The organism is Phytomonospora endophytica, from assembly GCF_014202425.1.
Taxonomy (GTDB): domain Bacteria; phylum Actinomycetota; class Actinomycetes; order Mycobacteriales; family Micromonosporaceae; genus Phytomonospora; species Phytomonospora endophytica.
This window is the reverse complement of sequence record NZ_JACHGT010000004.1, coordinates 216,373-227,695: the sequence shown is the minus strand read 5'-3', so window position 1 is coordinate 227,695 and position 11,323 is coordinate 216,373. Positions and strand designations below refer to the sequence as shown.

Genomic DNA, 11,323 nt, shown 5'->3' with positions numbered 1-11,323 from the left:
GCGTCCGTGCAGGACGCGCCCCGTTCGCTTCGCGCTAGAACCGCGGCCCCAGGAACATCCCGCCCGTCGCGTCGACGGTGTTGCCGGTGATCCAGCGGGCGTCGTCGGAGGCGAGGAAGGCGACGGCGGCGGCGATGTCCTCGGGCTCGCCCATGCGGTCGAGGGCGGTGGCCTTGGCGGTGCCCTCGACGACCTCGGGGATCTGGAACATCGGGTGACCGGTGTCGACCGGGCCGGGCGCGACGGTGTTGACGGTGATGCCGCGCTTGCCGGTGGCGTAGGAGTTGGCCAGGTTGCGGCTCATGGTCTCCACCGCGCCCTTGGTCATCGCGTAGACGGTCTCGGGCAGGGCGATGCGCGTGACACCCGAACTCACGTTGATGACGCGGCCGCCGTCGCGCATGTTCGGCAGCAGGCGCTGGATCAGGAAGAACGGCGCCTTGACGTTGACGGCGAACATCCGGTCGAAGTAGTCCGGCGTCGAGTTCTCCAGATCCGTCCCACCGGCCAGGGCCGCGTTGTTGACCAGGATGTCCAGGCCCGTGCCGCCGAGACCCGCGTCGAGCCCGGTGAGCAGGGCGTCGATGTCGCCCTCGGTCCCGAAGTCGGCGCCGACGGCGAAGGCACGGCCGCCCGCCGCCTGAATGGCGGCGACGGTCTCGTCGGCGGCGGCCTTGTTCGATCCGTAGTGGACGGCGACCAGGGCGCCCTCGGCGGCGAGGCGGGCGGCGATGGCGCGGCCGATGCCGCGCGAGGCGCCGGTGACCAGGGCGGTCTTGCCGATCAGCGTGCTCATGTCGAACTCCGTTTCGGTGGGGTCTCCCTTACCGCCGAAGCTTCGCCGGGACCACTGACCGGGCGCTGACCGTCGCCTGACCCGCCAGGCCGGTGGGCTTACCGCAGTCCGCGAAGGACGGCGACCGCCTCGCCGCGCGAGAGCGCGGCCATGGGGTCGTGGGCGGCGGCGTAGTCGGCCTCGCCCAGTTCACCGCGGACCGCCGACTCGACGTCACCGTCGTCGTCGAAGCCCTTCGGCATGGGCCCGGCGAGCGCCTCCCCCAGCCCGAGCAGGCCGGCCGCCTCCCGCCACCGCCCCGTACCCGCGTTGATCGCCGCCCAGGTGCGGGCGGCCTCACCGAGGGCGGGCAGGAACCAGTGGTTCAGCAGGATCTCGACGGCCTCGTCGAGCCGCACGAGCGCGCGCTCGTGGTCACCGCCGTCGCCGAGCGCGCGGGCCAGCCCGACGAGGAGGCGGCCGTGTTCCAGGTCGGCGACGAACGCGCCCGCCGAGATCTCGTCCAGCGCGCGCTCGTAGCAGGCGATCGCCGCGACCGGGTCGCCCGACCGGTGCGCCAGCGCGCCCCGGCTCCGGTGGACCCCGGCGAGGACGGCGGAGTTGCCGCTGCGGCGGGCCAGGTCGAGCGCCGCCCGGAACTCCGCGTCGGCGCGCTCGGGTCCGTGCAGGACGAACAGGACCTCCGCGCGCGAGCAGCGGCGGGCGGCGGAGTCGGCGACCGTGCCGAGCTCCTCGGAGAGGCGGACGGCCTCGTCGAAGAGGTCGAGCGCGCGCCTCGCGTCGCCCCGGGCGCCGGCCCGATGCCCCAGCTCGTCGAGGGTCTCGCCGCAGCCCCAGCGGTCGCCGACGGCGCGGAAGCCTTCCAGCGCGGCCTCAAGGTGGTCGTCGGCGGGCCCGGGGAGGGCCGTGTACGGCATGACCATCGCGTGGCCGAGCTCGGCGAGGGCCCGCGACCAGGGGTCCTCACCGAAGGGGTAATCCGCGGGCGGCGCGTCGAGGTTGTCGCCGTCGGGTCCGGTGGTCATGGCCCAGATGACGGTGGTGAACGAACGCTTCAGCGGCTCCTTGAGAGCGGCCATGATTCCCGTGGCGCGCGCGAGGTCCGCGGTGGAGGCCGCACCGATCGAAGCCGCCGAGGAGACGCACAGGACGAAGGACTCGTCCTCGGTGTCCTCGGGGAGCGCGCGCAGCAGGTCGCGGGCGGCGGGGCCGCCTTCGGCGTAGTCGCCGCGCAGCCACCAGTACGTCGCGAGGGTGGTGGTGAGGTCCAGGGCGAGGCGCGGGTCGGCCGTCACGGCCCAGCGCACGGCGGCGTGGAAGTTGCCGCCTTCGGCGTTGAGGGCGGCCATCGCGTCGAGCTGGCCGTGGCCGAGGAGCGCCGGTTCGGCCTCGCGGGCGAGGGCGAGGAAGTACTCGGCGTGGGCGCGCTGGAGACGGTCGTGCTCGCCCGGGTGCAGGCTCTCGGCGGCGAACGCGCGGACGGTCTCCAGGAGGCGGGCGCGGCCGTCGGCGAGCTGGACGAGGGACTTGTCGGCGAGATCGACGAGCAGTTCCTCGGTCTCGCCCGCGGAGAGTCCGGCGAGGTGGGCGACGGCGTCGACCCCGGCGGCGCCGGTGAAGACCGCGAGGCGGCCGAGGAGTTCGCGTTCGGCGGGCGAGAGCAGGTCCCAGCTCCACTCGACGACGGCGCGGAGGGTCTGGTGGCGGGGCGCGGCGACGCGTTCGCCGCGCGAGAGGAGCCGGAAACGGTCGCCGAGGCGGTCGGCGATCTCGGTGACGCCGAGCAGGCGCAGGCGGGCGGCGGCGAGCTCGACGGCGAGGGGCAGGCCGTCGAGGGCGGCGCAGATGCGGCGGACGTCGTCGGCGTTGGTCTCGTCGACGGTGAACCCGGCCCGGACGGCGGCGGCGCGGGCGGCGAAGAGGCGGACGGCGTCGTCGTCGACGGACAGGGGCGTCAGGGGGTAGAGCGCCTCGCCGGTGATGCCGAGGGCCTCGCGGCTGGTGGCGAGGACACGCAGGCCGGGTGCGGCGCCGAGCAGCCGGTGCGCGAGGTGGGCGACGGCGTCGACGACGTGCTCGCAGTTGTCGAGGATGAGCAGGACGTCCTCGCCGGTGAGTGCGGCGGTGAGCTGCGCGACGGGGTCGGCGGGGCCGAGCAGCCCGGCTTGGCGGACGCCGAGGGCGGTGGAGATCGCGCCGGGCACCTCCTCGGGCTTGGCGACGGCGGCGAGGTCGACGAAGCAGGCGTCGCGGGCGGCTTCGACGGCCAGGCGGGTCTTGCCGACACCGCCGGGGCCGGTGACCGTGACCAGCCGTGACGTGGTGAGGAGCCCTTCGACGGCGGCGACGTCCGCACGGCGGCCGACGAAGCTGGTGAACTGGGCCGGGACGCCGACGCGCGCGCCACCGACGACCGGGCGGGCGCGGAGGATGGCGGTGTGGGTCGCCGTGAGCTCGGCCGAAGGGTCGGCGCCGAGTTCGTCGGCGAGCAGTTCGCGGGTCTCCTCGAAGACGCGCAGGGCCTCGGCCTGACGTCCTTCGGCGGCCAGCGCGCGCATGTGGAGGGCGCGGAGGCGTTCGCGGAGGGGGTCGGCGGCGGTGAGGGCGGCGAGTTCGGCGGTGAGTCCGGCGGCGCGGCCGAGGGCGATGTCGGCTTCGGCGCGGTCCTCGACGGCGGCCTGCCGGGCGCCTTCGAGGCGGGTGGCATGGGCCTCGGCCTGGGCGGAGGCGTCGACGTCGGCGAGCGCCGGTCCGCGCCACAGGCCGAGGGCCTCGTGGAGGAGGGCGGAGGCGCGGGCGTGGTCGCCTGCGGTGAGGGCGCGGCGGCCGTCGGCGGCCAGGCGGGTGAAGCGGAGGGCGTCGACGTCGTCGGGGTCGACGGCGAGGCGGTATCCGGCGGGGTGGAACTCGATCGGGGCGCCGAGAATCCGCCGGCGCAGGCGGGAGACCTGCGACTGGAGGGCGTTGGCGGCGCCCTCCGGCGGGTGGTCGCCGTAGAGGCCGTCGAGGAGCCGTTCGGTCGGGACGACGTGGCCGGCGTCGAGGAGCAGCAGCGCGAGGAGCGTGCGTGGACGCGGGCCGCCGACGGCGACGGGGGCGCCGTCGTCGTCGCGGACGTCGAGGGGTCCGAGAAGGGCGTAATGCACGTGGGGAGTGTAGGCCTCCGTCAGCGTCCTAGCCCGTGCCGGAAGTCGGTGAGGTCGAGCCGCGTCGGGACCGTCGCGATGAGCCACTCGACGAAGGGCTCGCCGTGCTCCGCGCGGGCCATGCCGATCAGCGCGTCGGGATCGGCCGGCGGCGTGAGCCCGAAGGTCGCGGCGAGCCAGGCGACATAGTCGCCGTGGTGGTCGGAGGACAGGTCGTTCCCGTCGGCCGCCCCGAGCATCTCGTCGTCGAGGGCGAGCAGCCGGAAGAGGTCGCGAAGTCCGGCCCCGACGACGTCGAGATCACCTTCGTCACCGAAGAAGACGACGGGCAGCGTCGCCAGATCCGCACGGTCGTCACAACGCCAGAGCGCGTAGAAGGAGCCGCCACCCGTCGCCTGCGCGAAAGGCATGAGCCCGTCGAGGAAGACTCCGACGCCCGGCTCGTCGCCCTTCATGTCGAACCACTCGACGAGACCCGCGTCGGGCCGGTCGAAGTCGTAGAACTCGAAGCCCTCGGAGAAGTAGGGGTGGGCTTCGGCGAAGTCGTGGAGGAGGTTGAGCTCGGGAATCGGCGAGTAGGGCATGCGGGAAGGGTAGGGGTGGGGTGTGACGGGCTATGTCAACCCCGCCCCCAACTCCCGCACCACCGCCACGGTGTAGTCGATGTCCTCCGCCGTCGTGCGCCAGTTGACGATCGCGGGCCGCAGGACTGTCCGTCCCTTGTAGACCGACGTGCCCATGAACACCCGGCCGTCGTCGATGATGGCCTGGCCGAGGCGTTTGTTGAGCTCGTCGAGCTCGGCTTCGCCGACGCCTTCGGGGTGCAGGCGGAAGCAGACGATGTTCAGGGTGACCGGCGCGAACAGTTCCAGTTCCGGTGCCGCTTCGACGGCGTCGCCGAAGCGGCGGGCGAGGTCGAGATGGCGTTCGACCATGGCGCGGTGGCCTTCGCGGCCATAGGCGCGCAGGGTCGCCCAGATCGGAAGGGCGCGCGCCCGTCGCGACGACTCGGGGCCGAGCTGGTTGTAGTCCACGGCGTCGTCGTCGGCGGGGGCCAGGTAGGCCGCGCCCCAGCTGCCGAAGGCCTGGCGGAGAACCTCGGGATCCTTGACGAACGCGAAGCCCGACTCGTAGGGCACGTTGAGCCACTTGTGCCCGTCGGAGGCGATCGAGTCGGCCCGTTCGATGCCCTTGACCAGGTGCTTCGTGCGCGGCGAGGTCGCGGCGAACAGCCCGAAGGCGCCGTCGACGTGCAGCCAGGCGCCGTACCGGTGGGCGAGGTCGGCGAGGTGCTCAATCGGGTCGAAGTCACCGGCGTTGACCTCGCCGGCGTTGGCGATGATGACGGCCGGACCGGACTCCCGCAGCGCGTTCTCCATGCCGACGAGGTCGACGCGACCGGCGTCGTCGCGAGTGAGGATCCGCGCGCTGTCGCGGCCGAGTCCGAGGATCTGCAGGGCCTTGCGGCTGCTCACGTGCAGGTAACCGCTCGACAGGACGGGCATGCGCGGCAGCCCGGCGAGCCCGTCGGCGACGACGTCGACGCCGTGCTTCTCCGCCCACCACGCGCGGGCGGCGGCCAAGCCGGTCAGGTTCGCGAAGGTCGCCGACGGCGTGAGCACACCGCCGTGCGAGGCGGGCAGGCCGAAGAGGTCCTTCAGCCAGCCGAGGACGACCGTCTCGGCGTGCGCGGCGAAAGGTGAGGCCGCTTCGAGCCCGGCGACCTGGTCGAGCAGCGACGTGAGCCAGTCGGCGCCCTGCGCGGCCGGCGTCGAGCCACCGCAGACGAAGTGGAAGAAGCGCGGCCCGGTCGACCGCGTCGACGCCGCCGTCCCGACCTCGACGAGCTTCGCGAGCGCGTCGAGGGTCCCGTCGCCCTCCTCGGGCAGCGGACCGTCGAGTGCCTTGAGCAGGCCGTGGATCCCGGCGTCCTGCACCGGCGCGCCGGGGAGCGCGTCCAGGTACGCCGGAGCGGCGTCGGCGATCAGACGGAGGGCGGCGGGAGCGTGGTGGGCTTCGGTGCGGGGATCGCTCATGGGGGAAGGAGATCACGACGGGGAGGGCGGTGGAAGGCCAAAAGTGTCGGAAGTGGCCTGTAGGGTCCGCGCGTCGACGACAGAGGGATGTTGTGATGGGGGCGTCCGGCTGGGACCACATCGTGCCGTACCGGGAGGACTTCTCCGCCGCGCTGCACGAGCTGCGGGAGAAGGCACTTGCCGACGGCGACTATTACTGGCCGCACGACCTCCCGCGCCCGAAGACGCTCGCCGACATCGAGAGGATCGAGGAGGAGTCGGTGTGGGAGACCGGCTTCCACTCCATCCTTGATGTCACCAAGGTGACCACGGTCGAGCCGAAGGACCCCTACGACATCAGGGTCTACCACGCCGCCCGCCCGGTCACCCCCGCCGAACTGGCCGGGCTGCACATCGACAAGCCGGTCCAGACCGACATCGCCGACCTCAACACCCTCGCCACCGTCCGCTCCTGCGGCCGCCTCGCCGTCATCCACGACGACGAGGGCATCCCCACCCACCTCTACTTCTTCGGCCACTCCGGTGACTGATCACCCCAGCACCCCCTCCCCCACCCACCCTCCTTCCCCGCAGCCCGGCGGCACGGCGAACACCGCCGACCCGATCGGCGTCACCCACTTGTTGAGCAGGTCGGCGTCGGACAGGGCTCGCTGGATCGGCGTGAACTGCCGCTCGACGTCGGCCTGGTAGGACGCGAAGATCAGGCCCGTGTCGGGTTTCCCCTCGGCCGACGGCCCCTCGTCGTAGTTGTACGGCCGCCGCAGGATCCGCTTGTCGTCGGCGCCGACGCGGGCGAGCCGGACGTGCGAGCTCGGGTGGATCACGGGAATCCCCAGCTCGTCGCGGGCGGCGAAGTCGGGCTCGTCGTGCTCGGCGAGCCCGGTGAGGGGTGCGCCGGTGTCGAGGCGGCGGCCCACCGACATTTCGCGAACCGTGCGGTCGACGGCGGCCCAGTCGTCCAGCTCGGCGCGGATCCGGCGCACGACGAGCGTCGTCGACCCGTCGGGCCTCCACACGGCCGTGTCGAAGGCGGACGTCCCGGCGGCGGGGTTCCCCGTCCCGTCGAGCTGCCCGAGGATGTTGCGCTGGGTGCCCTTCGTACCGGACGCGGCCCGGAAGCCGCGCTGGGTCCAGCGCACCGAGGCGAAGGCCCGGGCGTCCTTGACGAGCATGCGCTGGGCGTGGGCGACGGTCAGCGCGTCGTCGCCGCAGATCTGGACCAGGAGGTCGCCGCCGGACCAGCGCGCTTCGAGGCGGTCGACGGCGAACCCCGGCAGCGCGGCGACCGGCGAGGCCAGCCCGGCCGCCGCGTACAGGCCGGGCCCGAAGCCGAAGGTCACCGTCAGCCGCGCCGGGGAGGTCGCCAGCTCGGGCTCGGTGTCGGCGAGCGCGGCGGTGCCGCGGGTGAGGCGGGCGGCGTCGTCACTGAGCAGCCGCATGAGCCGGGCGGTGGCGTCGCGGTCGGTGCCCTCGCGCAGGTCGAGGGCGCAGAAGACGCCGTGGGCCTGCGGTTCGGTGGCGATCCCGGCCTGCCTCGGACCGTGGAACGCCTCGACGGTGACCGGCTCCGGCGGCGGCTCCGGGCCGTCCACGAGGGAGCGTCCGGCGGCGATCCCCGCGGCGGCCGCTCCGGCGCCGACGGCGCCGCCGAGGAGGAGTCCCCGGCGGCTGACCTTCGTCACGAGTGGTCCATGCCGGGCTCGTAGCTCTCGTCGGCACCGCTGAAGTCCTTGACGACGGCGGTGAACGCGACCGTGCTCCCGTCGGACAGCGTCAGCGTCACGGCGATCTCGTCGCCGGGCCCTAGGGGCGCGGCGAGGTCCATCAGCATGATGTGGTCCCCGCCGGGTTCGAGGACGTGCGTGGCGCCCGCGGCGACGGCGAAGCCGCCCTCCTTGGGCCGCATGATCATCTCGCCGTCCTGCTCGACGACCTCGTGCAGTTCCAGCGGGGAGATCTCGGCGGTGGCCGAGACGACGGCCAGGTCGGTGGTGCTGTGGTTGACGAGCGAGCCGAAGATCGCCGACATGCCCTTCTCGGCGGCCTTGGCCCAGGGATCGGTGACGGTGATGGTGGCCTTCTCGGCGGGCGCGTCCTCGGCGGCGGCGTCCTTGCCGCAGCCGGTGAGGACGGCGACGGCGAGCAGGAGGAGACCGGTGACGGCGGCGAGCCCGCGCGGGTTGGGTTTCATGCCTGCACGGTCGAGTGTGGACGGGTCCTGGTTCCCGCCTGTCGATCTCGTGACAGGCGGGAACCAAGACGATGATCAAGACGACAGGACCGCGCGCAACCGGTCGTAGGTGGGCGCGAGTTCACGCAGTCCGCGCGCGACGGTGGCGTCGTCGTTCATGACGACCGGGTACTGGAGGGCGCCGACGAGCCGCGCCTGCTCGCGCAGGATCGCCGAGGCGTCGTCCAGGTCGAGGCGGGCCAGGCAGGTGGCGGCGTCGTCGAGGCGGCGGGCGCCGACGCGCACGGCGAAGTGCGCGAGGTGGCCGCGCAGTCCGTCGTCGGGCCCGGCCTCCCACAGGGCCGCGAGCCCTTCGGCGGCCTCGCCGTTACCGACGGTGCCGGGCGGGACGACGACGTCGTCGCGCAGGTGCAGCCAGGACGTCGCCGTCTTCAGGCCGGCGCGCAGGGCGTCGAGGTCAGCGACCTCGCCGACGCGCTCGAACCCGGTCCGGAGGGTGTAGGGCTCGCCGTAGGCGACGGACTCCTTCGCCCACGCCGTCATGAAGTCGGCGAGGGGAAGGGTCGCGTAGGGATATCCCTGCGGGTCGTGCATCAGCACGGTGTCGTCGTCGACGCCGAGGACGACGACGTAGTGGTCGGCGCCGATCGCGCCGGTCATGCCGGGCTGGTGGTGCAGGTGGCCCATCTCGACGGGACCGACCCACACCGGCCCGTTCGCGACCGCCGCGCGCAGCCGTTCCAGGGCCTCGTCGGCCGTGCCGCGGCTGGAGACCTCCGAGGTCCAGCCCAGCGAGGTCAGCACGTTGTCGAAGCCCTCGCTCGGGTCCCAGCCGAAGGGGTCGAAGAAGGGGAGTCTCCCGGCCAGCAGCTGCATCCCGAAAGGCCCGCCGGTCAGGGTCTCGATGACGGCCGTGGATGGGGCGTGTTCGCCCATGAGCATCGCGAAGGAGTTGGAGTAGCAGTACGGGCCGGAGCCCACGTAGGGGATGTGCACGGGGGTGCCTTTCGGGATCAGGGTTCGGTGACGGGGTAGACGACGTCGAAGCGGGCACCGGTGCCCGGCCAGACCTCGAAGCAGGTGTCGGCGCATTCGACGCCGGGACGCTCGTCGATCCAGGACTCGACGGCGTCGTAGAGCCGCAGGACGAGGGGGAAGTCCTCGTGGTCGGGCGGCGCCGGGAGGAAGGCCTCCGACTGGGCCGGTGACACGCGGATACGCAGGTCGGCGGTCGGTTCGACGCTGCCCTCGTAGGCGACGGCGACCTCGACGAGGCCTTCGCTGTCGGGCGTGACCAGGTCGTGGAAGTAGACGCGGGTCGGGCCTTCGCCGGGCAGCCCGGCCGCGCGCAGGTGCGCGCGGATCCGGGCGTCGGCCTCGGCGACGAAGGCGTCGAGGGAGTCGGTGTGGAGCAGGCGCTGGCGGCTCAGGAGTTTCGTCTCCGCGGCCGCCCGCACGCGCACGGCGGCGGCCAGTTCCGGCGACTCGGCGCCACCCCGGGTGATCGCGTCGATGATCACCGCGTGCCGCCCGATCTCCTCCTGCCGCGCCCGCAGCCACGCCCGCAGCTCCGACTCCCGGGCCTCGGGCGTCAGGTCCAGCAGGACCGCGATGCGCGCCAGCGGCAGGTCGAGCCGCCGCAGCCGCGAGATCAGCCGCGCCCGGTGCACCTGCGCCGGGTGGTAGTAGCGGTAACCCGTCGACGGATCGACGCGGGCGGGGACCAGCAGGCCCTGTTCGGCGTAGAGCCGGAGGGCCTTCGGCGACAGGCGGGTGGCGGCGCCGAAACGGCCCGCCAGCAGGTGCGGTTCGTGCATGCCGCAAGTCTGCGGCCCGCCCTTGGGGCGAGGTCAACTTTCGGGGGGATCGGGGGTGCCGATCCAGCCGAATCAGCCGAGAACGGGCCTAACTCCCGCGCAACTGGAACAGATACGCCGACGCCGTCTCCGTGTACGGCACCGACCGCGCCGACTTCAGGATGTCGTCGCGCGAGGGATGCGGCGGGCGCCGGGGCCGCAGGTAGCGGTCGAGGCCGCCGGTGCTCAAGGTCCCGTCCAAGCCGACGACGGCGCTCAGCCGCAGGTGCGGATCCGTGCAGGCCAGACCCGCGTCGGCGTGGCTGTTGTTCGCCAGCAGGTAACCGCCCGGCTTCAGGCAGCGCGTGGCGTGCTCCGAGACGAGCCCGGCCGACAGCGAGATGACCAGGTCCCAGCTCGCGGCGGGCAGCTCCGGCAGCGTCCGCGTGTAGTCGCCGGGGATGTAGGCGATCAGCGGATCACCGGGGTACCGCTTGTGCCGCACGGCCAGCGACAGCGGGACCTCGGCGTCGGCGAACATGCGCGTGGCGCGGTCGTCGGCGTCGAGGTAGGTGACGTCGGGCCACACGTAGGAGGGCGCGATGTCGAGGTAGCTGCCGGGGTACAGAACGCGCCGGGCGCCGGTGTGGGCGGCGATCTCCAGATAGAGGCGGCTGCGGTCGCCGGTGGTGTCGAGATAGGACGTGAAGTCGCTTGCGCTCATGAGTGGGCTCCGTCGCAGCGGGTGTCGCTGTCACCAGCTTCGCACACGTGCGCCACTGTGGACGGACGCCGCCGCCGCGCACGAGGTTCGTAGCATGTCGATCATGCAGCCCCCTCCCCATGCGCCGTACTACTACAACCCGGGCGGCTTCGCGCCCCGGCCACCGCGGCCCGCGAGGCTGACCGTCGCCGCGGTCGTGCTCGCCGCCGACGCGGCCGTCCTGTTCGGCCTGACCCTGCTGATCCTGGTGCACGCGGCCACCTACGAGTTCGAGCCGCTGATCGAACTGCCGCTGCTGGTGCTGCTGCCGGCGTGCGTCTGGCTGTCCTTCCTGGTCCCGGCCGTCGGGCTCGGGAAGCCCTGGGCACGGCTGGCGACCTCGGTGACCGTCCCCATCCAGGTCCTCTTCTTCGTCATGTTCATCGCGGTCATGGCACCGGCCGTCATTGATCCGGCCAACCCCGAAAGCTCCTGGACGGCCATGCGCGAGTGGGCCTTCGGGCTCTGCATCGCGGGCGTGCCCCTCGCCCTGACCGCCCCCCTCGTCCTCATCGGCGACGACGTGCGCGCCTACCTGCAACGCCCCCGCTGACAACGAAAGGCCCCGGACCGCCTGGCCCGGGGCCTTCGCGCG

General features: G+C 73.1%; 11 protein-coding genes. 2 read left to right on the top strand and 9 right to left on the bottom strand.

Going from position 1 to position 11,323, the window contains the following annotated elements; genetic code table 11:
- Positions 1 to 34: 34 nt before the first annotated feature.
- From HNR73_RS10335 to HNR73_RS10320, 4 genes are all read right to left on the bottom strand, one after another.
- Complete coding sequence (locus HNR73_RS10335; protein ID WP_184787137.1) at positions 35 to 796, bottom strand: SDR family oxidoreductase; 762 nt, start codon at positions 794 to 796, stop codon at positions 35 to 37.
- A 98-nt stretch (positions 797 to 894) separates the two neighbouring features.
- Positions 895 to 3,942 carry an AfsR/SARP family transcriptional regulator gene (locus tag HNR73_RS10330; RefSeq protein WP_184787136.1) on the bottom strand — a complete coding sequence of 1,016 codons (3,048 nt, stop codon included), beginning with the start codon at positions 3,940 to 3,942 and terminating at the stop codon, positions 895 to 897.
- A 20-nt stretch (positions 3,943 to 3,962) separates the two neighbouring features.
- The gene (locus tag HNR73_RS10325; RefSeq protein WP_184787135.1) at positions 3,963 to 4,526 is read right to left on the bottom strand and encodes a hypothetical protein; all 564 of its coding nucleotides are present in this window, start codon (positions 4,524 to 4,526) and stop codon (positions 3,963 to 3,965) included.
- 30 nt (positions 4,527 to 4,556) lie between these two features.
- Positions 4,557 to 5,978, bottom strand: a complete 1,422-nt coding sequence (locus HNR73_RS10320) for a pyridoxal phosphate-dependent decarboxylase family protein (protein ID WP_184787134.1) — start codon at positions 5,976 to 5,978, stop codon at positions 4,557 to 4,559.
- Positions 5,979 to 6,073: 95 nt separating this feature from the next.
- Here HNR73_RS10320 and HNR73_RS10315 point away from each other — a divergent pair, with 95 nt between their 5' ends.
- Positions 6,074 to 6,508 carry a hypothetical protein gene (locus HNR73_RS10315; protein WP_184787133.1) on the top strand — a complete coding sequence of 145 codons (435 nt, stop codon included), beginning with the start codon at positions 6,074 to 6,076 and terminating at the stop codon, positions 6,506 to 6,508.
- Here the strand turns inward: HNR73_RS10315 and HNR73_RS10310 are convergent, their stop codons facing one another.
- The 5 genes from HNR73_RS10310 to HNR73_RS10290 all read right to left on the bottom strand — a co-directional run bounded on the left by HNR73_RS10310 (position 6,509) and on the right by HNR73_RS10290 (position 10,689).
- Entirely contained in the window at positions 6,509 to 7,660 is a 1,152-nt protein-coding gene (locus HNR73_RS10310; RefSeq protein ID WP_184787132.1) for a Dyp-type peroxidase, read from the bottom strand. It lies immediately after the preceding gene.
- Entirely contained in the window at positions 7,657 to 8,169 is a 513-nt protein-coding gene (locus HNR73_RS10305) for a copper chaperone PCu(A)C (protein WP_184787131.1), read from the bottom strand. Before HNR73_RS10305 ends, HNR73_RS10310 begins: the two co-directional genes overlap by 4 nt.
- Positions 8,170 to 8,244: 75 nt before the next feature.
- Positions 8,245 to 9,165 (bottom strand): YobF C-terminal domain-containing protein, encoded by a 921-nt coding sequence (locus tag HNR73_RS10300; protein WP_203686160.1) that lies wholly within the window; start codon positions 9,163 to 9,165, stop codon positions 8,245 to 8,247.
- A gap of 17 nt (positions 9,166 to 9,182) precedes the next feature.
- Complete coding sequence (locus tag HNR73_RS10295) at positions 9,183 to 9,986, bottom strand: MerR family transcriptional regulator (protein ID WP_184787130.1); 804 nt, start codon at positions 9,984 to 9,986, stop codon at positions 9,183 to 9,185.
- An 88-nt stretch (positions 9,987 to 10,074) separates the two neighbouring features.
- Positions 10,075 to 10,689, bottom strand: coding sequence for a hypothetical protein (locus HNR73_RS10290; protein ID WP_184787129.1), 615 nt, complete (start codon positions 10,687 to 10,689; stop codon positions 10,075 to 10,077).
- A 103-nt stretch (positions 10,690 to 10,792) separates the two neighbouring features.
- Here HNR73_RS10290 and HNR73_RS10285 point away from each other — a divergent pair, with 103 nt between their 5' ends.
- The gene (locus HNR73_RS10285) at positions 10,793 to 11,281 is read left to right on the top strand and encodes a hypothetical protein (protein ID WP_184787128.1); all 489 of its coding nucleotides are present in this window, start codon (positions 10,793 to 10,795) and stop codon (positions 11,279 to 11,281) included.
- The last annotated feature ends 42 nt before the right edge of the window (positions 11,282 to 11,323 follow it).

Excerpts from the sequence above, each read along its gene's own strand:
- HNR73_RS10335 (WP_184787137.1), bottom strand. The coding sequence starts at position 796 with ATGAGCACGCTGATCGGCAAGACCGCCCTGGTCACCGGCGCCTCGCGC.
- HNR73_RS10325 (WP_184787135.1), bottom strand. The coding sequence starts at position 4,526 with ATGCCCTACTCGCCGATTCCCGAGCTCAACCTCCTCCACGACTTCGCC.
- HNR73_RS10320 (WP_184787134.1), bottom strand. The coding sequence starts at position 5,978 with ATGAGCGATCCCCGCACCGAAGCCCACCACGCTCCCGCCGCCCTCCGT.
- HNR73_RS10315 (WP_184787133.1), top strand. The coding sequence starts at position 6,074 with ATGGGGGCGTCCGGCTGGGACCACATCGTGCCGTACCGGGAGGACTTC.
- HNR73_RS10305 (WP_184787131.1), bottom strand. The coding sequence starts at position 8,169 with ATGAAACCCAACCCGCGCGGGCTCGCCGCCGTCACCGGTCTCCTCCTG.
- HNR73_RS10295 (WP_184787130.1), bottom strand. The coding sequence starts at position 9,986 with ATGCACGAACCGCACCTGCTGGCGGGCCGTTTCGGCGCCGCCACCCGC.
- HNR73_RS10290 (WP_184787129.1), bottom strand. The coding sequence starts at position 10,689 with ATGAGCGCAAGCGACTTCACGTCCTATCTCGACACCACCGGCGACCGC.
- HNR73_RS10285 (WP_184787128.1), top strand. The coding sequence starts at position 10,793 with ATGCAGCCCCCTCCCCATGCGCCGTACTACTACAACCCGGGCGGCTTC.